Raw genomic sequence first — 22,490 nt, 5'->3', positions numbered from 1 at the left:
TCAAGCCGTCACACCGGTCCTGAACCAAACTGCCATATTCACCGAGTGCCAGATCTCGCCTGCCCCACTAATGATCCCGAGGACGGAAAGAATGATGAATCCGTATCCGAGGATAGTGTTCTGCCGCGAACGCTTAGCTGGTTGGTTCATCGAAGCCCCATCTTCCCTTTGTATACCCGATGATGCGTCATGCTCTGGTCAGATGTATATCCCTGTGGAAGTCATCTCGGCCGTAGTTCAGGCCGTTTTGGAGGCCGCGTGCGATCTTTACCAACTGCAGGCTAGCCGATCGTTAGGGGCACCGGAGCGTCCGTTGAGCCACCGGTATTTGGGCACGACTAGCGAGCCTTTCAACAGAGCAACCTTGCAAGACGACCACCTTGCGGCCCGCGCCCAGAGCAGACCTCGGCCCGCCCGATGGAGGCTCCCCTTGTGGAATCCCGATGACGGCGACTTAGCGGGAAACAAACCGACCTTGCCCGTGCCGTGTTTTGGGATCAATTGGATAGCCAAGCTCTTCAAGGAAATCAAGAACCTCGTCGGGATGGTTAGTCCAGAATGTCCACCAGGTTCCGTCTGGGCGGAGGAATCCCAAACCGTGAGATGTATCGAGGCCCCTCATCGTCCGGTATACGAGCCTGACATCATTCCGTTCCATCCTCCATGGGCCGAAGAACCTGCCCAATCCGTGCCGCACTCGGAACTCCAGCCGCTCCTTTGTCGGCACGAGAATGATCCACGGTGTGCCGGCACGGAACTTTCCAGGGAGAGCAAGCCCTCCCTTGAATTCCTTCTGCATCCGAGCCCTTCCAATCCCACCAAGTGGCCTCTATCACCCCACAATACGGGTGACGGCTGGATTCCGCTCGGGCTTCGATAAATCGTGTCCGCAAAAGGATCGACTAAACGCGCGCGTCTAGGAACGTTGAATCCCGCGGGCTACAGGACCGGGGCGTAGTCCTCCACCGACGCAGAGGCGTCGGGATTCACAGTATGGCGCTGATCAACGGGCTAGAAGGACCCACACCCAGACCTTTGAACGATCCGTCCTGACAGTGCCCGTTTGCGGATCCTCCATCAGACACTCATTGTCCCGCTGAAGCACCCTCCCAGGGCAGCCATAGAAGGCCAGCTGCACGGAAGGTACTTTGTGCTGCATCAGCACAAAAGTGAGGTTGTCATGTCAGCGGTTTTTGTGGCGGGTCTAGCTGTCCTGGTCGTGGGCGTCCTCATGGGGGCGATTTCCCGACCGCTTGCGCAATCGGCTGGCCGCTCTCATCCTTTCCTCGAACCAGGACCTGCCCAGCAAGATTTTGCACGACGTAAGTTGCCTGGGATCCGGGTGGTGGCGACCTTATGGTTGTTGTTCGGTGCCGGTCTTATGATTTTTGGTCTCTTCATAGGAAAGTGATGTCTGTTGGAAGGAGATCTGCCGTGGGGCGCCTACGAGACAGTTGGATCCCCGCTTCTGGTGATCGGACAAATATTTGGGCCGCGCCGCACAATTCAGGGTCCTGAGCCCGTCCGCCCATATTCAGTTACCGCCAAGGGATTTTGAAGGGAACGGAGAAGCCATGGCCAGACTTCAAAAGCCAGCCGTCTGGGTGCTGTACCTGCTGCCGCCCTTTGCTTTCACGGCGTTCCTCGTCTGGCTCATGAGAGACGTCTGGCATTGATTCTGACGAGACTCGAGAAATCTCTTCCCTCGCCGACATCTTTGACCGGAACCGATCGGAGACGAACCCGACTCCGCCCATGTAGCAGTGAGGGATCCTCAAACGGACGTCGCCGGCTCTGTCGCGCGGCCAGTTCACACGTCAGCCTGGAAAGGAATGAACCTTCTCGTCACAGGCTGTGACGTCGCTGACGCTGGCTGAGCGCATCTCGGGCAAATCGGTATGCAATGGAAATACCAAACAGCCTAGAACGCGGCCTTCCGCGTCTTTCACGCTCACAGCCTGGGGATCGTTGTTTGAATTGACGTTGAGCACCGTCTTCTGACCCGGGGACAGGGAACGAGCCGGGTGCGTGTCCAGCGTTACTGATTTTACCGTTGTGTTTGTGACCGTGACAGCAACCCATTGATCGCCGTCGACCTGAGAACCGCAACTGGTCGCGGCGAGGGACAAGGCCCAGGCACAACAATAGGCTTGCGAACTGGCGTGGCTGCGTTGGGCGGCGGTTACCTGATTCGAACGGACCGCCAAATGGCACTGCCCCCATACTCATAGGTTCGGAGCCTAGTGCAGATTGTGTGAGTTGATGCGCGCCATATCTAGCGAAGCGCATCAACACAGGCCAACGCCCGGTGGAGGATCCCCTATCGGACGCCAGAGCGTCGCGGTGAACCACCGGTCTAGGGGCAGAGTGGTTCAGCGAAGGAGCCGAGCCTTGTCCTCAGTCTGTGGAACGTACGGAACCCTTTGCGTGAATTCGCGACTCGGTAGGATCTGAACATGTTGCACCCTCTCTCGGAGCCATACAACAGCGGAATGATGGACACAGGCGATGGCCACCGGGTTTATTGGGAGGTCTGCGGGAACCCTGAGGGTAAACCAGCTGTGGTCCTCCACGGCGGCCCCGGTTCGGGCGCTACGCCGTGGTGGCGGCAGTTCTTCGACCCGGAACGCTACCGCGTGGTCCTGTTCGACCAGCGGGGCTGCGGCCGAAGCCTGCCCAATGCATGCGACGACGTCGGCGCACTGGAGCACAACACCACCGCCCATCTGCTGGCGGACATGGAGCAACTGCGCGAACACCTCGCTATCGAACAATGGCTGCTTTTTGGGGCGTCTTGGGGGTCGACCCTGGGACTGGCGTACGCCGTGGAACATCCCGACCGTGTTTCGGAACTCGTGCTCTGGGCGCTGGTCACCACCAGAGCCAGCGACGTCGCCTGGCTAACGCACACCATGGGGCAGATCTATCCCCAGGAGTACGACGAATTACTTGCATCCGTCCCGGAACCTCATCGTGGCGGCAACATCAGCGCAGCGCTCAACGAGCTGCTGCGCTCAAATGATCCCGAGGTCTGTGATGCAGCAGCAAGCGCCTGGTGTAAATGGGAAGACCGCATTGGCACCCTCAGCGGTCCCGTTCAGCCAAGCGCGCGCACCCGGGACCCCAGGCTGCGTCTTGGCTTCGCCAGACTGGTCACGCACTACTTCGGAAACCATGCCTTCCTCGAAGAGGATGCCATCACGGGACGCCTGAAGCAGCTGCGCCACGTCCCGGCCTACTTCCTACGTGGGCGCCTGGACATAGCATCCCCTCTGAGAAGCGCCTACGACATTGCCGGTCAACTGCCGTTGGCAACCCTTGACGTAGTTGAGGCCGACGCGCACGGCGCCGGCGACGACACCTTGAACAGGCTCGTCAAAGTTCTGGACAGGTTCGCCGCACCGCGCTTAATGACGACGGCTTTGCCCCTCGTGCCATAGATCTGCAAGAAACGCGTCCGGTGAGGGATCCCTCACCGGACCTCTTCCGCTGGATCGTTCCTCCGGCCCAAGTCGCATTGCGGCTCACTAACGATCCATTGCAGCCGGGTAGGGAGACCCGCGTCGGGCCGTCCTCTGTTACGGTCGAAACATGCTCGTTGTCCTCCGTGGTAACTCCGGTTCCGGTAAGAGCACCATTGCGAAAGCGTTGCAACTAGAGCTGGGCTGGCCGACGGCGCTCCTCAGCCAGGACCATTTCCGGCGAGTGGTGTACCGGGAAAAGGAAAAGGAGAACCTCGCCCACGCAGACCTCCTTGAAGTGGCAGCAGCTCACTGCCTCCGTGCCGGGCATCACGTCATCCTCGAAGGTATATTCAATGCCCAGCGGTATTCAGCGATGCTCGAACGCGTCGCCGCGCAAAGCAATGACGCGAGATTCTATGCATTCGACCTTACGTTCGATGAAACCGTCCGAAGGCATGCTCTGCGGCCGCAAGCGACAAACTTTTCCGCGGACGAGATGCGGTCGTGGTACCACGGTTGGCAGCCGTTGAGTTTTGTCGAAGAAGCGCGCATCAATGCATCGGAAACGCCGAGCCGAATCGTGGCTCGCATTCTCGGCACGGGAGCACGATAGCCGATCCTTCACCGGGCACCCGAACTGACCTGCACATTCCGGCGCTGTCATCGTCGCATGATCCAGTCCACGGGGTAGCCGAGTTCCTCGAGAGTAAGGAGCAGCGGTTCCGGAGGTGACGCATAGACATAGATCTCAAAGCGTTCCCCTCGAATGTTAATCCGCGTGGAGAATAGTCCGCGTGTTGTGAACACCTCGGATACCTGTTCCCTGCGGAAGTGCCATGGCCCCAAAATGAGTCCAAGACCGAACCGAAACCTAAAATGGAGCTCCTCTGAGGTCGCGCTGAGTTCTACCAGCGGTATCGTGGCTCGGATTGTCCGGTACTCGATGCCGACACTACTTCGAAAAGGCTCCATCGGCCTTCGTCTCCCCGGCTGGCTGAGTGTGTTCGCCAAAAGTACTGCCTCGTGCACCTGCGCGCCACTTTCTGCGGAGTGCGGTGACCTCTTGCCGAGAGCCACCAGGATCATCCAGAGAGCCAAGGCGGCCGCGCCGACGAGTGTGACGGCGGCGCTCACCTCGGCTATGGCAGACGCCGGCTCGTGGCGTCTCCACGCGAACCAGGTGACGCCGATGAAGCCAAGCCAATAAGTCAGGAACGAAAACCCTAATAGCGGCATGGCTGGTGCGGCTTCACCCAATCCCTTGAGGTCGTTGCGTCTGAAGAGACCCAGAATCTTCCCGTAGTCGGGGTCGGGACTTGTCACGGAGTGCACCGCGAAGATAACACCGAGGATAACGGAAGCCCCGAGCCCGAAGGCCAGCAGCCCGAGTGGCCCTGATGGTGGGGCCATGGCGGACAGGACCGCGGCTGCGCTGCTGGATGCCGCGTCCGTGATGATTACACTGAGGATGGTCAGGTTGGCCACGGCGCAGATGCCGACGGCGACCCGCCCGATCACCGGAGTTGTCCCGTCGTCTGACTTTGAGGCCCCCATGGTTGAAAGTGTAGGCCTCTGCCCGTATTGGTTAGGGTCTCTGCGAATTGCGAGATAGATTGCTGCCGATGACCCTGACGGGACAACGTCCGTTAGCTGTGGCCTAACGACCCTCCCTGCGTTCGATAGCGGGATCCTTCACCGGGCGCCGTCGGGCCGCTGCGCCTAGCCGCGCGGACCAGCCGTACTTCTGAGCTCCCCTCGTTTCGGTTCGTTGGACGACTGGTAGCCTGCATGAACCGGCGAACGAAAGGCAATCCATGACAATTCACGCAAAGTGGGAAGGATTCGCCAACGTCCGGGATCTGGGCGGGCTCCCGACACCGAGCGGGCGCACTCAACCTGGGGTCTTTGTGCGCTCGGAGCACCCCTCACGGCTGACGACCACTGGATGGAGGCAGCTCCATGAGTACGGCATCCGGACTATCGTCTCGCTGGAAATGGCGAACATCAGCTAGGAAGATGTTCTGAGAGCAAGCCAGCGTTTTGTGGTTCCTGATGAACTGCCCGGGATCACCACGCTGAGAGCACCAATCGAAGATGGATCGGACGTGGAGTTCATGGAGCGATGGGCGCAGACAGGGCTCTGGGGGACGCCTCTCTACTTCACCGACTCGTTGCGACGCTGGCCCCATCTCTACGCCCTGACAGGTGGCGGCGCTTTCACAGTGCTATTTGGCGCGGGGTGCCTCCCGCAAGAGGATCCCTAAACGCATGCTGCCGATTGGGGCCAGCGCATCAGGGAGCGCCAGAAGCTGTCGCACTGCTTCATCCGCCGAAAGATGCGAAAGGTGGGCCGATCTCCCTAAATCGGCTGACCAAACGGTATGGACTACCAGAGTAGGTCGAGGGCGAGCACGTCGATGCCGTGCCTGTCGGCCAGCCATCCGTCAATAACTTCGCGGAGGTCGACCTCGTGGCCGGCAAGTCCGAGTCGTATCGCATCCTCTGACATGGTGGAGATGTGTTCGTGTCCGTCCTCCGGTGAGCCGTGCGAACACTTCGAGCACATCAGCCGGATCCCAGACCAATTGTCGAGACCAAGTCCCCGCTGTCCGAGGAGGTCCGACAGCGCGTGGATATCCTCATCGGTCGCTCCTACTATCTGCGCCTGCCATGTAGGAAGGCCGGATTCTTCAAGACGTCCCAACTCATCGAAGACCGACACATCCCGTCCATCGAGCCGCCGCGTGCCTTTGGGTTCTCCGTCGTGAAGGAGCGTATCTCGGAATCGGTGGCCGGACTCCGGCAGGGGAACGCTCGCGATGATTGCATGGGCCGGACTCCGGCGCCAGCACCAGACCACCTCAGTCTTTCCGACCGAAAACAGGACCTGGTGAGGGAGGCTGGCTTGGTCGGGATTGAGCCGGATGGGAGCCATGCCGCAATCGACGTCGATGGGCCCGGCCTCGTTTTGAAATCTCTGCAGACCGTAGGCGCCCCATGCATCCCTGGCTTTGGACCAATCACCCAATGCTGTTGACGCGATGCCCATGTTCCAGGCAGCAGGATTGGCGCCGTTGAACTCCTCGGCGTCCTTCGGAGTAAAGAGTTTCAGCGCCTGCGCGTTGCGGTCCAAGCTATCCGGCCAGTTGCCAAGGGCTTTGGACAGCAGACCGGCGTGAAACCAGCTGAAATAGGACTCAGGCGTCAGATCGAGCAGCTCGGAGGCCAGAACTGTCGCAAGGCTGGAGTCTCCCGCCTCATCCGCAGCTTTCCAGTCGGACCACACGTCGTGCGGTGTCCGTTTTTTCCTAAACCCCGGCCAAGTTCTTCCCACCTTCTGAACAGTAGCAACATGTACCTGTCTGCCCGACAGCCACGCGGAGTACGAAACCACAGGACCCGCGTTCAGAGCCACCCCATGCTGGCCACAGCACCGAACGAACTCCGTGACGCCTGTGGTCTGGTCGCTTAGAGGGTGCAGGTGTGCCCGATCGTGGAAGGGCTTATGGGACACGGACTCAGCTTGCCACCCTGCACCAATACACCGGCTTTAGTGTGGGCCTACCAATCAGGCGCAACTAACGGAGAATCGATGATCATTGCCACTGGAACGCGGCGAGTCTGGATCGATCAGGACGGGCTTGGAGCAGCTTTTGTGGCGGACCGCATCATCCATAGATCAGTTCCCAGTTGGCCGAATGAGAACTTCGCCCGGCCGAGTCGTGCGGTCGTTGAGATTCTCCGTTTTGGCGGCGGATTAAGGCCCCGCGCCCTCTTGGGCGGCGTTTTTCAGCCAAGCCGCGCGGGCGAACTTGTGGTTGAGGTTGGAGCCACGGGCAAGACCGTCGCCGGAGTCTCCTCGTGCGCGAGCCAGCTGTCGAGCTCCATGGTTCCAGGTTTGCCGGACGAGTTCGCTCAATCGGTCGCGGGTGGGTTGGTCGCGCGCCCGTTGCCAGGCGGCCTCATCGTCGTTGACCGCGCGGCGTTTGACCCGGTCGACTCATCACCGTTTGCGTTCTTTCTCGCAGCCGAGCTTCTTGCGGCCGTGCTCGAAGCAAAGTCGTTGGACCGAAATGTGGAAGAGGCAGCTCGGGCCGCGGTTGAGGCATGGCCATGAAGTAGGACCACCTATCCCGGTCGGGGATCCCTCACCGGGCATCNACCGAAATGTGGAAGAGGCAGCTCGGGCCGCGGTTGAGGCATGGCCATGAAGTAGGACCACCTATCCCGGTCGGGGATCCCTCACCGGGCATCCCGTGAGCCTTAGTTGCCGCTCTCCAGCACCGCCAGACCCCGCTTGAATGATGCAGCGACGGGCTTGCCCTTGGACATTCGAATCATCCTGCACATCAGCCGCCCCGCCACCGTGCTGCCGGTGCGGTCCCAGGTCACGTGGACGACGCTGCCGCCGTCGCGACCAGGCCGGACAGTGGCCGCCACGTAGCTGCCCGGCGCCGAGAAATTGCTCTCCTGGACCGTCCAGCGCACGGTGCGCGGGTCGGACCACTCGTAGTGCTCGCGCGCCCAGACCTTCATGCCCGGGCCCTTACTGCCTTCGCGCACGTCCGCGCTGGTCTCGCCAACCGAGTAAACCTGGTAGAGCGAAGGTTCGATGCCCGGCCACAACTGGGGGCGGCGTTCAGAAAAGTCGATCAGCGCGGCGCGCACCTTCTCCGGACTCGCGGTTGTTTCCAGATCGAATTCGATCACGCTCACGGTGTTGTTCATGTGTCCAGCATCCTGCTTCAGCCCGAGCCATGCCAGATCAGGGGCGTTTTTCGGGTCCAGCGGTCGTTCTGCCGTGACTTCCCGGGTCGAGGGGCGGCAAGGCACAAGCGGTCGGACTTCTAGACTGTCCGGGTCGGGCTCGGCTCTGCTATCGAAGAAGCCATCATGACCACCTTCGCCCGTTAGGCCTTTACAGTGCGCCGATTCCCCACTGGGCGCTGTATGTGCCCTTGAGTACTCCCGTGACCATTGGTGGGTTCGCCAGATAAGGGTGGGCTGAATCTTCTATATCTGTAAGGCGGTGCTCCGGCATCCGGCTGGAGCTGCGCGGTGCCATCAGTCCTAGCATTTTGAGGCAAAGACATTCCCGGCGAGTGTTGCAGCGCTGCAGGCCACCGGCAACCTCAGCAAACCTGCCCTCACCCATTTACGCGGATCACTGCGTTCTGGGCGTACCCAGTAGTGTCCGTAAGCCGGTCCTCTACCGGGACAACCCGGAGCTGACCTGCGACTTTGTTAAACCGACGTTCAGGGTGTCCCGTATACCCCGCCCGCAAAAATGCCCGGTCAAGGTGCCCTAAACGCTACACGTCGGATCCCCTCGATTTGCTCGTTACTCGGGCTGACATGGTGCAGCGAAGGTTGACGGCGATGACTTGCCGCGTCTCGATCAGCAGGGGTGAGGCGGCAAGAGAGCGGGCTGACTACGAACTCAGTTGTTCTAAACATTTCACTTAATGAGAATGATTATTGATAGCATCACTATCGGTTCATCACTCTTCCCGAAAGTTCCCCATGCACCCTGCCCTCCTGGTCCAAGACCTGACCGTGTCCATCCGTGGACGCATCCTTGTCGACAGTGTCAGCTTCACTATCGACCCGGGACAAAGGCTTGCTCTCTTGGGAGCTTCGGGGTCCGGGAAGTCCCTGACCGCGGCAGCCCTCCTGGGACAGCTTCCGGCCGCGATGAGTGTTTCCGGGCGGCTGCAGATCAACGGCGCTGACCTGGCGTTGCCCGACAGGCGAACCCGCCGCGCCGCGATCACCGCAATCCATCAGGACCCCATGTCCGCACTCAACCCGCTGGTGCGCCTCGGCAAACAGCTGGAGATCCCCCTCCGGAACGCAGGCCTTTCCGCGTCGGCGGCACGGCAACGGGCACTCGGGCTGCTCAGGTCGGTGGGAATACAGGAAGCCGAACGGACCATGGAAAGCTTCAGCGGCGAGCTGTCGGGAGGTCAGCTGCAGCGGGTCTGCATCGCCCTCGCCCTGGCCTGCCGCAGCAAGGTCCTGGTAGCGGATGAACCCACTACTGCGCTGGACATGGTCAGCCAAGCCAACGTCCTCGATGCCCTGTCCTTGTATTCCGAATCCGCGGATCCGGAATACAAGGACTCGGGATCCGCGGATGCCGGATCCCCTGGCGCGATGTTGTTCATTACGCATGACCTCGCGGTGGCTGCGGCCTTGTGCCAGCGGGCCCTCATCCTCAGTTCCGGCCGGATCGTCGAGGAGGGATCCATGGAATCGGTGCTAGAGCGGCCCAAACACCATTACACGAAGCAACTGGTGGACGCGGCCCGCCTCGGATTCGATTCCCTTCGCCCGAAAGCCACAGCATGAACGCGGTGTTGAACGCCGGCAATCTGGAACTCAGCTACGCGGGGCGCGGGCTCTTGAAGCGAAGGCCGGCCCTGCAGGGCGTTTCCCTCAGGATTGCCGCGGGAGACAGCATCGGCTTGGTGGGCGGCTCGGGGGCCGGAAAGTCGACCCTCCTGCGGATCTTGCTCGCTTTGGACAAGCCCGACGCCGGAACCGTCACCTTCAACGGCACGCCGGTGGCGCCCGGGCCTGCTTCGTCCTTGAGGTGGTATCGCCGAGCGGTGCAGTACATTCCGCAGAATCCGGCGGCGAGCCTTGATCCGCGCATGGACGTGGAGCGGCTTCTCATCGAACCCCTGAAGCAACTGCGCGTCGACGGAGACCACAGCACGATGATCCTGGATGCCCTGCAACGGGTCGGCCTCGACCGCGGCTTCCTTGCGCGTCGGCCCTCAGAACTCTCCGGCGGACAAAAGCAACGCGTAGCCATTGCCCGGGCCCTGGCCCCCGCCCCGACCCTCCTCTTGGCAGACGAGCCGGTCAGCGGGCTCGATCTTCCCCTCAGGAACACGGTCCTGGCCCTCTTGGAAGGGCTGATCCATCGGGACGGGCTTGGCCTCCTGTTTGTCTCGCACGACCTGGCCGCCGTGGCCCGGTTGTGCTCCCGGACCCTGGTCCTTGCCGAAGGCCGAATCGTTGAAGAAGGACCTACCGCGGCCGTGTACGCGAAACCACAGACCCGGGAAGCCAAGGAACTGGTCGCCGCAATCCCCCGGCTGCACAGAGACCCGGGAGAGCCAGGGACCTGGGAGAGCCAATGAACCAGAAAATGGACCTGCCATGACCGCCGCAACCCCACGCCCGGAGCCGTCGCCCCGGCTTCTGCTGGCCAGCCAGCTCATCTTCAATCTTGGCTTCTACTCCGTTGTCCCCTTCTTGGCCATTTCGATGCGCCAGGACTTCGGCATGGGCGCGATGGCTGTGGGAATCGTCCTCGGGGCCCGCACCTTCGCGCAGCAGGGTTTGTTCCTCCTGGGCGGCGCTGCCGCGGACCGTTGGGGAGCCCGGCGTGTGATGATCGCCGGATGCTTTGCCCGGATCACCGGGTACCTGCTGTTGCTCTGGGCCGCCGATTTCCCCGTCTTCCTCCTCGGTGCCGTCATGACAGGGATGGGCGGCGCTCTCTTTTCACCCGCCTTGGAGAGCCTTGTGGGCGCAGCCGAGGAACGCCGCGCCGCCCTCCACCCCCACAAGACCACCCTTTTCGCGCTGCTGGTCATCTTCGGCGAAATCGGGGCCGTGGCTGGCCCCTTGCTCGGCTCCATGCTGCTTCAGACCGGCTTCGGCACTGCCCTGCTCGTCGGGGCCGGGGTCTTTGCCGTGATGGCGGTGGTCTTCAGCACCTTCCTGCCAGCGACGACGGCGAGCGCCGTGGAAACGTCCCCCGGGCACCCGGCCGGCGGTCCGCCGTCGGGCGCCTGGTCCTGCCTCAGGGAGAAGCGCTTCGGCGCATTCGCGGCCTTTTACGGGGTCAATCTGTTTGCCTACAACCAGCTCTATTTCGGGCTGCCCATCGAACTGGAACGCAGCGATGCGGGCCTGGGTGCGCTTTCGGCGATTTTCGCCTACGCCTCCATCCTGACCATCGCTCTCCAGTGGCCTATCGCCAGGCTTGTGAAACGGAAAGGTGCGGGCGCTGCGCTCGCCGCGGGATTTACGGTTCAGGCCCTTGGGTTCGCGACGATGGCAGCCATGGCGGCCATTCCTCCGCCCGCCGCATTCCCCGCCCTGCCGGCGTTCCTGCTTGTCACCGCGCTCGCCCTCGGGCACATGTGTGTGGCACCCGTCGCCATGGATCTGGTCCTCGAGTTTGCCGCAGGCCGCCCCACCGGCGCCTATTACGGCCTGCTCGCAAGCTGCGGCGGAACGATGGTCCTCCTCGGCAACGTCGTGCTCGCTACGCTCTATGAACAGGCCACCACACCATCCCTGGCCGCGGCCCCTCCCTGGCTGGTGTCGGCAATATTCGCCGCAAGCTCAGCGGCACTCATACACCGCTTCCTTCCAAGGCCCATCCCTGCGCCGCGTCCCCAACAACTCCACCCCGTTTGACCCACTCGCACCCAAGAAAGACAGGCACCCACCCATGGCTAGACCACGTCCAAAAGCAGTTGCCGCTGCTGTCCTCTCCATCACGATGGCCGGCGCCCTCAGCGCTTGCTTCGCCCAAGGCACCGCGTCATCGGCCGGCTCCACCACCGACCCGCGGATCAAGGTGGCCATGATGCAGCCACCCCGGTCAGGACTCACTCCCCTGAGCGACGATGCCTTCAAGCTCTCGCGTTGGAAGACCGCCGAGACACTTGTTGTCCTGGATGCCCTCGGCGACGCCCAGCCGTCGCTTTCAACAGCCTGGAAGCAGTTGGACAGCAAGAACTGGCGCTTCGAGCTCCGTGAAGGCGTGAAATTCCATGACGGGACACCCCTCACCGCCGAGCAAGTGGCAGCATCGTTGACGGCGGCCGCAAATGCCAAGCCCCGGCCGCGCATCCTCGACGGCGTCCAGCTGGGCGTCCGCACGGACGGCGGGAACGCCGTCGTCGTCTCCACCCAGGAGGACGACCCGCTGGTTCCGCAGCGGCTCTCGAGCCCTCAGCTGTCCATCCTCGCGGCGTCCGCCTACAAGTCCGGCGGCGTCGTCAGTCCCATCAATGCCGGAACGGGTCCCTACGTCCTCGCGTCCGTGGACGGCACCACCTCTGCAACCCTCAACCGCTTCGCCGATTATTGGGGCGAGAAGGCGGCGAGCGCAGGTGTGGACGTCCAATTCGTTCCCGACGGCACGGCGCGCGCAGCCGCCCTTCGGACCGGAACCGCCGACGTCGTGGAGGCCGTTCCGGTGGGCCAGGTCGCCCAGATCAAGGCAGACTTGATCCACGAAGTCCCCATGCCCCGCACCAATACCCTCTACCTGAACACCAAGGCGGGCCCCTTCGCCGATCCTGCCGTGCGGGCAGCGGCGCGCACGGCGGTCGAACGCGGCACCATTGTTGACCGGGTCTACGAGGGACGTGCGGACATCGCCGAAGGCCTTTTGGGCCCGGCACTCCCCTGGGCTGCCAAGGAACGGCAGAACAGCTCATATGTCGAGACCCTCAAGAAGCGGGCGGAAGCGGCGCCCGCAAACGCCCGCCGCATCAAACTCGGCACGTTCACGGACCGGGCGGAGCTCCCCGAGGTGGCCGTGCAACTTGAACAGCAACTCGAAGCCGCCGGCTTCATCGTGGAGCAGGAAATCCGCGAGTACCAGCACATCGAGGCAGACGCCCTGGCCGGCAAGTTCGATGCCTTCATCCTGTCCCGTGCCACCGTCCTCGACTCCGGCGACCCCGTCGCCTACATGTTCAGCGACTTCTCCTGCAAAGGTTCCTTCAACATTTCCCAGTTCTGCGATCCCGACGTGGACGCAGCACTGGGCAAGGCCGCAGCCATCCCCGCAGGACCGGAGCGCCGGGCGGCAATCGCCGCCGCCGAAGCATTGATCCTCTCGAAGGATGCCGCCGTGCCGCTGTTGCACGAACGCGTCATCCAAGGCGAATCAGCCAGGATCCGCAATGTGGAACGCGATCCCCGGGAGCGCTCCCTGATCACGAGCAAGACTGGAATCTCCGGCTGATGGGGCGATCGGCGTTCATCAAGACTGCGGTTTCCCGGGCGGTGGCTCTCTTCGCCGTCGTAGTGCTGATCGGGCTCTTGCCGTGGCTGTCGGGACAACGCCCCGAGTACACCATCCTGCGGGCCCGGTACGCCGACCGGGAAGCGACTGATGAAACGCTGGGCCTCATCCGGGCGGAACTTGGGCTCGATCGGGGGCCGATACACATCTTCCTCGACTGGTCCGGGGGGCTCCTGCGCGGGGACATGGGAAATTCCTGGATTTCCAATACGCCTGTGGGGCCCGGCACCTTGGAAACCTTGGGAGTCTCCGTCACCCTGATGGCCTGCGCGGTGGCCGTGGCAACTGTGATGGCCACCGCGCTATGCATTCCTTCCGTCATACGCGGGCTGGCCGGGAGCCCCGGACGAGGTTCCGGGCTCATGGCGGCTGCCGTGACTGCCCTTCCCGAGTTCCTCCTGGCGGCGATGCTCCTTGTCACCGGTGCCGTGTGGCTGGGCTGGTTCCCGCCATATGGCTGGCAGGGACTGGACAATGCAGTGTTGCCGGCACTCGCCCTCGGCCTGCCCGCCGGCGGGCTTATCGGGGGCCTGCTTTCCGATGCCATCAGCCTGGCTTTCGCCGAGAAGTGGGTGGCCACCTGGGCCATGGCCGGAGCAAGCCGCGCCAGGATGACCGCGGCTGTGCTCCGCCGGGCCCTGCCCTCGGTGATGAGCCAGATCGGACTTGTCCTCATTGGCCTCACCGGCGGCGCGGTTGCCGTGGAAAAAGTGTTCGCGATTCCAGGCTTGGGCCGCGCGGTCTTGGGCGCGGCGAGCGCCCAGGACATTCCCGCGCTGCAGGCAGGTGTTCTTGCCCTCCTCGTGCTGGCCATCGCGGCCGGTTCCCTCAACGCGGCAGTCCGGCATCTTCTGTTGGGAGCCGCACTGGGCTCTGGGACAGTTCCGGTTCCGGACTCACCAGCAAAATCACGACGGCGGGACGTCGCCGTTCCGCTCGCCGCTGCGGGAGCGTTGCTGCTCATCGTCGTCGCGGGCTTGTTTCGCGATCCGTTCACCTCAAGCCATGCGCGGCTTGCCGGCCCGGGCTTTGAACTGCCCTTCGGTGCCGACGCGAGCGGACGGGACCTCCTTGCCCGGGTTGGGCATGGTGCCGCGTCCACCTTGGGAACGGCTTTGCTCGTGGTGCTGGCTTGCCTTGTGATCGGTGTCCTCGTTGGGCTCTTTCCCTTGGCGGCCACCGGTCCCCTTGAAGTAGCCAACGCCGCTCCGCCCATCCTGTCCGGACTGATCGTTGCCGTGATGACCGGGCCGTCGGCCGAAGGTGCGGCAATTGCTGTCACCGTGGTCAGTTGGGCACCCTTGGCCGCCCACACGGCCGCTTTGGCACAGGAGGCCAAGGCCCAACCCCACGTGAAGATCCTTCCGGTCCTGGGTGTTGGACGGGTCCGGATGCTCTGGCGCTATATCCTCCCGGCCATCCTGGGCCCGGTGTTCAGGCATTCGATGCTACGGATACCGGGAGTCGCGCTCGCTTTGGCTGCCTTGGGGTTCCTGGGCCTTGGCCCCCATCAGCCAACACCCGATTGGGGCCTCGTCCTTGCCGAGGGGATCAACTACGTGGAGCGTGCCCCCTGGGCCGTTGCCGCACCGGCGTCGGCGTTGGTGCTCGCCTCGATCCTGGCTGTTTCGCTGTCGAGCGTGACTTGGTGGCGCACGCCCCGCAACAACCGACCAGCTTTGCGCGTGACGCCGCTGCGCTGGCCCGGAACCGCGCGGCCGGAACGGGAAAGCCGCGTCTAAAGTGGTAGATCGTTGAGGAGGCCGGCGCCCCTTGGCGGTTCCGGCTCCAATTGACTCATTCGAATATATGTTCGAAAATTGAAGTATGTCATCGCTCCTGTCTTCCGCTTCGCCGGCTTCGCTGCGCGACGACTTGCAGGCGCAGATCCACCTCATGCAGGGCAAGCGCGGAAGCGAACGTTCGCTTCCCGTGCTGCCCTCACTCAGCAGGCTTGTCCCGGGCGGACTGCGGCCGGGAGCGGCGTACTCCATCCAGGGCTCCATGTCGCTCGCCATGGCCATGTTGGCCGGTCCGTCACGCGATGGCTCATGGTGCGGTGTGGCAGGGCTGCCTGACTTCGGGATCGAAGCAGCGGCGGGTTTCGGCATTGCGCTCGACCGGCTGGTGCTGGTGCCGGACCCCGGGACCAGTTGGACGCAAGTGATCGCCGCCATGGCGGACGTGCTCTCGGTTGTGCTTGCGCGGGCTCCGGAAAGAATCGCACCCGCCGAGGCTGCCCGCTTGGGAGCCAGGCTCCGGGAGCGCAGTGCCGTCCTCCTTGTCCTGGGACCATGGCCGCAAAGTGAAGCCGTCCTGCACGTGAATGGATATGAGTGGTCGGGACTCGGACAGGGCCACGGACATCTCACCAAGCAGGAGCTCGAGCTCGAAGTCGCATTGAGGGGCAGTTCCCGCAGGGCCTCGGTGGATCTTGCGGACAGCGGCGCGGTGGAATTTTCCCGCCACAGGATGGGTGCATGATGCTGTTCCAGCTTGAAGCCCCGGAGCGCACGTTGGTGACATGGTTCCCGGATTGGCCCCTTGTCGCCGCCCGCTTGGCAGATGCCCTGCCCCCTGGCGTACCCGCGGCCGTCATAGCCAAAGGGGTCATAGCTGCTTGCTCCGCGGAAGCCCGTGCCGAGGGAGTGGTCCGGGGCTTGCGGCTGCGGGAAGCGCAGACCCGTTGCCCTGAGCTGGTGGTATGTGCCGTTGATCCTGTGCGGGACTCGAGGGAATTCGAGCCTGTGGTCTCCTCCCTCGAGGAACGGACCCCGGGCGTGGAAGTGCTCCGCCCCGGCCTGTGCGCTATCCGGGCAAAAGGTGCCGCCCGCTATTACGGCGGAGAAGAAGCGGCCGCAGGTGCCGTGCTTGAATCGGCGGACCGCCTCGCCGTGGAGGCCCGGGTGGGCATCGCCGATTCCGTGTTCGCAGCCGAGCAAGCAGCCCGCAGCACCAGCGAACTCTCTGCCGTTTTTGTGCTCCCTCCGGGTTCGTCCCGGGATTTCCTGGCTCCATTTCCGGTGGAAGTACTAGGGCAGCCGAAGCTGGCTTCCTTGCTCAAACGCCTCGGCATTCTCACTTTGGGTGAATTCGCCAACCTTCCCGCGGCCGATGTACGGGCCCGGTTCGGTGCTGCCGGAATCACCGCGCACTCATTGGCAAGCGGACAGGATCCCCGCAAAGTGATCCCCAGGACTCCACCGCGGAAACTGGATCAACAGGCCGAGTTCGAACCAGGGATGGACCGGGTGGACCAGCTCGCCTTCCAGCTCCGCGCCACGGCAGACACCTTCGTGGGCGACTTGCAGACGGAAGGCCTGGTCTGCACGGAGCTGAGGGTTTTGATCACCGACGAAGCAGGGAGCCGTTCCGAACGGACGTGGGGCCATCCGCGCCACTTCACTGCCAGCGACGTCGTGGACAGGGTGCGTTGGCAGCTTCAGTCACAGCCCCCTGCAGCCACCAGCGGAGCGGGCGGCGTGTCCCGCGGCGGACTGTCGTCACCGGTCACGCGGGTCGAGTTCGTCCCGGTCCGGGTTGATTCCATCGCCCATCATGGTCGGGCGCTCTTTGGCGACGGAGCCGAGGAACAGATTCATCACGGGCTCAGCAGGATCCAAAGCATGCTGGGGCATGAAGCGGTGGTAGTGCCTGCGATCTCTGGAGGCCGCTTACTGGGTGAGCGGCGCCGCCTGGTTCCTTGGGGAGATGCCTTGCCCACGGGAACGGCCGCCCTGGTCACCAGGCCGTGGCCCGGCAGGATTCCAGACCCGCAGCCCGCCACGGTGTTCGCTTCCCTTATCCCTGTCCTGCTGCTGGATGCGAACAAGGAAAAAGTCCGTACAGACCATCGGGGCGGATTGGTTGCCCCGCCCATGTGGTTTTGTCCCGGCGGAGACCCTGCACGACGGCGGCTCGTAGCTCAGTGGGCCGGCCCCTGGCCGCTGCGGCAGAGATGGTGGGACGCCGACCACCGCCTCGAAGCGGACCGGTTCCAGCTTGTGGACGGTAACGGAGAGGCCTGGCTCCTTCTCCTGGACGAGCAGAACTGGTGGGCAGAGGCCCGGTACGACTGACCACCGGACACCGAAATTTATAAGTCAGGAAGACAAAGATGGCTTGGAACAACCCGTCAATCCCATGGTCCGAGTTCGAACGCACGCTATCGGACCGGAGAGTGCCGGAGATCGGCACGGCCAAAGGAGACGGCGGTGACAGTCCCGCCTGGACCAGGAAACGCGGTCCTTACCGTCCGGTCCCCCACGATCCCGCAAGCATCACATCAAAGCCGCGTGCCGGCGTCGTGCCTTATGCAGAGCTGCACGCACATTCGCACTACAGCTTCCTGGATGGCGCCTCCTCCCCCGAGAACCTGGTGGAGGAGGCCGTCCGGCTGGGACTCCATGCGCTCGCGCTGACCGACCATGACGGCTTTTACGGGATCGTACGGATGGCCGAGGCCGCCGAAGCCTACGAGCTGAAGACAGTGTTCGGCGCTGAACTGTCGCTGGGGCTCAGCAAGCCCCAACAAGGCGAGGCCGATCCGGAGGGCGACCACTTGCTGGTCCTCGCCCGCAAGGAAGAGGGATACCACCGGCTGGCCGGGGCCATGACAGCCGCGCACCTTGCCGCCGACGCCGAAAAAGGCCACCCCATCTACGACCTCGACGAGCTGGCGCATTCCCTGCGGGACCACTGCCTGGTGCTGACCGGATGCCGCAAAGGCTCAGTGCGGAGGGCCCTCATGAGCGACGGCGAACAAGCCGCCGCCGTTGAAGTGGCGGCCTTGATCGAAAGATTCGGGCGGGAAAACGTGGTGGTGGAGCTCTTCGATCACGGGAACCCACTCGACAGCAGCCACAACGACGCCCTCGTCCGGATTGCCGAACGCGCAGGAATACCTTTCATCGCCAGCAACGCCGTACATTATGCGTCCCCGGAGGGATACCCGCTGGCAACGGCCATGGCGGCTGTCCGGGCACGCCGCAGCTTGGAGGAACTGGACGGTTGGCTGCCCGCGAGCAGCGGCGCCCATCTGCGGAGCGGTTCGGAGATGGCAGCGAGGTTCGCGCGCTATCCCGGCGCGGTCGAACGAACCGTCGAAATCGCTGACGAGCTTGCGTTCCAGTTACGGGCCGCCCGCCCGAAGCTTCCCAAGCTCGAAGTTCCTGCAGGGCACAGCCTCATTTCCTGGCTCCGGAAACTTGTTGAAGAAGGTGTCAGGGACAAATATCCGCAGGCCGACGAACGGGTCCACCGCCGGATTGAACAGGAACTGGCAGTGATCGAGGCGAAGGACTTTCCCGGTTATTTCCTGATTGTGCACGACATCGTGATGTTTGCCCGTTCCCGCGGCATCCTCTGTCAAGGCCGTGGGTCCGCCGCGAACTCGGCCGTCTGCTACGCGCTGGGGATCACCGCCGTCGACAGCATCTTTTATAACCTTCCGTTTGAGCGCTTCCTTTCCAGCCTCCGTGAGGAAGAACCGGACATCGACGTCGATTTCGACTCGGACCGCCGCGAAGAAGTCATCCAATACGTCTACCGCAAGTACGGACGGTTCAACGCGGCCCAGGTAGCGAATGTCATCAGCTACAAGCCGAAGAACGCTGTCAGGGACATTGCCAAGGCGCTCGGCTACAGCCAGGGCCAGCAGGACGCATGGTCCAAGCGGCTTGATCATTGGGGCGATCTCAGCGATGGAAAAACCAACAACATCCCGGCTCCGGTCCTGGACCTCGCCGACCAGATACTGGGCTTCCCCCGGCACCTGGGCATCCACTCCGGCGGCATGGTCCTCACCGAACGGCCTGTTGGCGAAGTGGTGCCCATCGAACGTGCCCGGATGGAAAACCGCACGGTCCTGCAGTGGGACAAGGACGATTGCGAATGGATGGGCCTGGTCAAGTTCGACCTTCTCGGCCTTGGCATGCTCGCGGCCCTGCAGTACTCCTTCGACCTGATCGACAAGCATTTCGGGGAGCGTTGGACCATCGAGACCATCCCGCGGGAAGAACCGGCCGTTTACGACATGCTCTGCCGGGCCGATTCGATCGGGGTGTTCCAAGTGGAATCACGGGCGCAGATCAGCACGCTGCCGCGGCTGAAACCGCGGGAATTCTACGACCTGGTGATCGAAATCGCGCTGATCCGGCCAGGTCCCGTCCAAGGCGGTGCCGTCCACCCATACATCCGACGCCGTGCAGGTGTGGAAAAGATCACCTATCTTCATCCGTTGCTGGAGCCTGTGCTCAAACGGACCCTGGGTGTGCCCTTGTTCCAGGAGCAGCTCATGCAGATGGCGGTTGCCGTGGGCGGCTGCACCGCCGAGGACGCGGATCTGCTCCGCCGCGCGATGGGTTCCAAACGGGGCAGGGAGAAGATCGAGACGCTTGAGGCCAAGCTCTATGCTGGCATGGCGGCCAACGGCATCAGCAAGGACGACGCCGACGCTATCTACGGCAAGATCCAGGCTTTTGCGAACTTCGGTTTCGCAGAGTCACACTCCTTGAGCTTCGCGGTGTTGGTCTATGCAAGCTCCTGGTTGAAGCTGCACTACCCTGGCGCGTTCCTCGCGTCCCTGCTTCGGGCGCAGCCCATGGGCTTCTACTCCCCGCAAACCCTCGTGGCGGATGCCCGCAGGCACGGGGTCCAGGTGCTGCGTCCCGATGTCCTCCATTCCCTTGCCGAGGCAACCCTCGAAGTGCTCAATGACGCTGCACAGGCGGAGGCAGGCCAGGTGGGCGGCATGGAGTCCTGCCTGTCCTTCCACCAGCCGGAGATCGGGCCGTTCGAGCTGGATCGGCCACGCGAGGACCACCTGCACCGGCGTGATGGCTCACACGCGGTGCGGCTTGGACTCGACGGCGTCACGTCCATCGGGGCAGAGGTTGCGAAGCGGATCGTCGCCGAGCGTGAGGAGCATGGCGCCTACCGGGACATGGCGGATCTGTCCCGCCGCGCGAACCTCAGTGCCGACCAACTGGAAGCACTCGCGTCAGCGGGCGCACTGGATTCGCTCGGCATGAACCGCCGGGAAGCGCTGTGGCAGGCCGGCGATGCCGCCCTCGAGCGGGAAGGACAATTGCCGGGGACCCGCGTTGCGGTCCAGCCGCCGCTGCTGCCCGAGCTCTCTCCCGTGGAAAATGTCGCCTACGACATGTGGGCCACAGGCATCACAACCGATGACCACCCGATGCGCCATGTCCGCGGTGCCCTGGAGTCGAGGGGTGTGCTGCGGGTGGACCGGCTCTCCCAGGTCGATTCCGGCACACGGGTTGAAGTGGCCGGCGTCGTGACCCACCGCCAACGCCCCCAGACCGCGCAAGGGATCACCTTCGTCAATCTGGAGGACGAGAGCGGCATCCTCAATGTCATCTGCAGCGTTGGCCTGTGGAAGAGGCATCGCCGGGTCGCCCGTGAGTCATCAGCGCTGATCATCCGGGGCTTCCTTGAAAGGACACCGGAAGGAGTCACCAATCTGGTGGCCGACAAGCTGGAACCCTTGGTCCTGACGGTGAAGTCCACTTCCCGCGACTTCAGGTAGCCAAAACCAGCCCGCATTCCTAGGCGTTCGCGATGAGCCCGAGTTCGGCCTTCGAGGCGAGGGCCGGGTGCTTCGGGAAGACCCGGACGGTGTAGCCGAAGGATCCGGAGCGGTTGATCAGGATGGTCCCGGTGAACAGGTGGCGCCCGTTGCCGAGGTCCTCTGCTTCGCTCAGCTCGACCAGGGCCACATCTTCCAGTTCGTCCCCGTCCTGGGCCCTGCCATACGCCACTTCTACCGAGACGTCCTCGGGCGTGATGTCGTTTAGGGCGATGTAGGCGTTGACCTGGAGGGTGTCGCCGATCTGCGGTTCCTCGGAGACGCCGATGGAATCGACGTGTTCCACCATCAGTTGCGGCCAGGCGTCGCGGACCTTCGTGCTCCAGGCCGCCAGTTCCTTCGCTTCCTTGAACGACGCCGTTCCCGCTTGCCTGCCTGCGACGGCCGCGGGGCGGTAGAGGGTGTTGACGTAGTCCTGGAGCATCCGCTCGGCCGAGACGACCGGGCCGAGGTGGGCCAGGGTGTGCTTGATCATGGACACCCAGTGCGTCGGGACGGCTTCCGGGCCGGACTGCGAAGGCCCGGCCGCGCCGGCGTCCGCGGAGACCGTGGAGCCGTAGAACCGCGGTGCCACCTGGGTTTCCAGCAGCTCGTACAGCGCGGCGGCTTCGATGTCATCGCGTTCGGTGGCGGTCGCGTCGTTGTTCGCGGTCGGGATCGCCCAGCCGTTCTCGCCGTCGTACATCTCATCCCACCAGCCATCCAGGACCGAAAGGTTCAGGGACCCGTTGATGGCCGCCTTCATCCCCGAGGTCCCGCAGGCCTCCAGGGGCCGGAGCGGGTTGTTCAGCCACACGTCGCAGCCCGGGAAGAGGGTGCGGGCCATCGCGATGTCGTAGTTGGGCAGGAACACGATCCGGTGCCGCACGGCGGGATCGTCGGTGAACTTCACCAGGTCCTGGATCATTTTCTTGCCCGCGTCATCGGCCGGGTGGGACTTGCCGGCGATGACCAGCTGGATGGGGTGCTTCGGGTGCAGCAGCAGCGCCTTGAGCCGGGCCGGGTCCCGCAGCATCAAGGTCAGGCGCTTGTAGGTCGGTACGCGCCGGGCGAACCCGATCGTGAGCACGTCCGGGTCCAGCACCGTATCGGTCCAGCCCAGCTCCGCATCAGCCGCACCGCGCATCTTCCACGACGCCCGGAGGCGGCGCCGGACGTCCTCAACCAAGGCCGAACGCAACTCGCGCCGCAAGCCCCAGAGCTCGGCATCATCCACGCTGTAGACCTTGTCCCAACCGGTGGCATCCACGTCGGTGCTGCCGAAGTGGTTTGCAGCGAGCCGGCTCATCTTCGGATCGATCCACGTCGGTACGTGGACGCCGTTGGTGACGGAGGTGATGGGGACTTCGGA

17 protein-coding genes are annotated in these 22,490 nt (G+C 63.4%); 12 read left to right on the top strand and 5 right to left on the bottom strand.

Annotation, left to right across the window (positions count from 1 at the left end):
• Nucleotides 1-454: 454 nt before the first annotated feature.
• Nucleotides 455-799 carry a hypothetical protein gene (locus L0B83_RS18865; RefSeq protein WP_234760113.1) on the bottom strand — a complete coding sequence of 115 codons (345 nt, stop codon included), beginning with the start codon at nt 797-799 and terminating at the stop codon, nt 455-457.
• Between the two features lie 1,657 nt (nt 800-2,456).
• Between L0B83_RS18865 and pip the strand changes: the two genes are divergently transcribed.
• Together pip and L0B83_RS18855 are read left to right on the top strand one after the other, a co-directional pair.
• Nucleotides 2,457-3,440 (top strand): prolyl aminopeptidase, encoded by a 984-nt coding sequence (pip, locus tag L0B83_RS18860; RefSeq protein WP_234760112.1) that lies wholly within the window; start codon nt 2,457-2,459, stop codon nt 3,438-3,440.
• Nucleotides 3,441-3,591: 151 nt separating this feature from the next.
• Complete coding sequence (locus L0B83_RS18855) at nt 3,592-4,077, top strand: AAA family ATPase (protein ID WP_234760111.1); 486 nt, start codon at nt 3,592-3,594, stop codon at nt 4,075-4,077.
• 47 nt (nt 4,078-4,124) lie between these two features.
• On the opposite strand, the gene L0B83_RS18850 is transcribed toward L0B83_RS18855, so the two are convergent.
• Nucleotides 4,125-5,018, bottom strand: a complete 894-nt coding sequence (locus L0B83_RS18850) for a hypothetical protein (RefSeq protein WP_234760110.1) — start codon at nt 5,016-5,018, stop codon at nt 4,125-4,127.
• A gap of 260 nt (nt 5,019-5,278) precedes the next feature.
• On the opposite strand from L0B83_RS18850, the gene L0B83_RS18845 reads away from it, so the two are divergent.
• Nucleotides 5,279-5,476 carry a tyrosine-protein phosphatase gene (locus L0B83_RS18845; RefSeq protein WP_234760109.1) on the top strand — a complete coding sequence of 66 codons (198 nt, stop codon included), beginning with the start codon at nt 5,279-5,281 and terminating at the stop codon, nt 5,474-5,476.
• A 374-nt stretch (nt 5,477-5,850) separates the two neighbouring features.
• Here L0B83_RS18845 and L0B83_RS18840 read toward each other — a convergent pair whose 3' ends face one another.
• A complete protein-coding gene (locus tag L0B83_RS18840; protein ID WP_234760108.1) occupies nt 5,851-6,879 on the bottom strand; it encodes a tetratricopeptide repeat protein in 1,029 nt (342 codons plus the stop codon).
• A gap of 177 nt (nt 6,880-7,056) precedes the next feature.
• On the opposite strand from L0B83_RS18840, the gene L0B83_RS18835 reads away from it, so the two are divergent.
• Entirely contained in the window at nt 7,057-7,581 is a 525-nt protein-coding gene (locus L0B83_RS18835) for a hypothetical protein (RefSeq protein WP_234760107.1), read from the top strand.
• Nucleotides 7,582-7,727: 146 nt separating this feature from the next.
• Here L0B83_RS18835 and L0B83_RS18830 read toward each other — a convergent pair whose 3' ends face one another.
• On the bottom strand, nt 7,728-8,192 hold the full coding sequence (locus L0B83_RS18830) for an SRPBCC family protein (protein WP_234760106.1): 465 nt from the start codon (nt 8,190-8,192) through the stop codon (nt 7,728-7,730).
• 795 nt (nt 8,193-8,987) lie between these two features.
• Here L0B83_RS18830 and L0B83_RS18825 point away from each other — a divergent pair.
• The 8 genes from L0B83_RS18825 to L0B83_RS18790 all read left to right on the top strand — a co-directional run bounded on the left by L0B83_RS18825 (nt 8,988) and on the right by L0B83_RS18790 (nt 21,079).
• Nucleotides 8,988-9,815 carry an ATP-binding cassette domain-containing protein gene (locus L0B83_RS18825; RefSeq protein ID WP_234760105.1) on the top strand — a complete coding sequence of 276 codons (828 nt, stop codon included), beginning with the start codon at nt 8,988-8,990 and terminating at the stop codon, nt 9,813-9,815.
• Complete coding sequence (locus tag L0B83_RS18820) at nt 9,812-10,615, top strand: ABC transporter ATP-binding protein (RefSeq protein ID WP_234760104.1); 804 nt, start codon at nt 9,812-9,814, stop codon at nt 10,613-10,615. Before L0B83_RS18825 ends, L0B83_RS18820 begins: the two co-directional genes overlap by 4 nt.
• A 19-nt stretch (nt 10,616-10,634) precedes the next feature.
• Nucleotides 10,635-11,906, top strand: a complete 1,272-nt coding sequence (locus L0B83_RS18815) for an MFS transporter (RefSeq protein ID WP_234760103.1) — start codon at nt 10,635-10,637, stop codon at nt 11,904-11,906.
• A 34-nt stretch (nt 11,907-11,940) separates the two neighbouring features.
• The gene (locus tag L0B83_RS18810) at nt 11,941-13,470 is read left to right on the top strand and encodes an ABC transporter substrate-binding protein (protein WP_234760102.1); all 1,530 of its coding nucleotides are present in this window, start codon (nt 11,941-11,943) and stop codon (nt 13,468-13,470) included.
• On the top strand, nt 13,470-15,272 hold the full coding sequence (locus tag L0B83_RS18805) for an ABC transporter permease subunit (protein ID WP_234760101.1): 1,803 nt from the start codon (nt 13,470-13,472) through the stop codon (nt 15,270-15,272). Before L0B83_RS18810 ends, L0B83_RS18805 begins: the two co-directional genes overlap by 1 nt.
• Before the next feature lie 85 nt (nt 15,273-15,357).
• Entirely contained in the window at nt 15,358-16,014 is a 657-nt protein-coding gene (gene imuA', locus L0B83_RS18800) for a DnaE2-dependent mutagenesis accessory factor ImuA' (RefSeq protein ID WP_234760100.1), read from the top strand.
• Nucleotides 16,011-17,609, top strand: coding sequence for a DNA polymerase Y family protein (locus tag L0B83_RS18795; RefSeq protein ID WP_234760099.1), 1,599 nt, complete (start codon nt 16,011-16,013; stop codon nt 17,607-17,609). Before imuA' ends, L0B83_RS18795 begins: the two co-directional genes overlap by 4 nt.
• Nucleotides 17,610-17,647: 38 nt before the next feature.
• On the top strand, nt 17,648-21,079 hold the full coding sequence (locus L0B83_RS18790) for an error-prone DNA polymerase (RefSeq protein ID WP_234760098.1): 3,432 nt from the start codon (nt 17,648-17,650) through the stop codon (nt 21,077-21,079).
• A 19-nt stretch (nt 21,080-21,098) separates the two neighbouring features.
• Here the strand turns inward: L0B83_RS18790 and glgP are convergent.
• On the bottom strand, nt 21,099-22,490 hold a 1,392-nt coding region (glgP, locus tag L0B83_RS18785), incomplete at its 5' end, for an alpha-glucan family phosphorylase (RefSeq protein WP_234760097.1).

It is taken from the genome of Arthrobacter alkaliphilus (assembly GCF_021483235.1).
GTDB lineage: Bacteria > Actinomycetota > Actinomycetes > Actinomycetales > Micrococcaceae > Arthrobacter > Arthrobacter alkaliphilus.
Note: the sequence above shows the minus strand (reverse complement) of the source record. Positions and strands in the feature narration are given on the sequence as shown.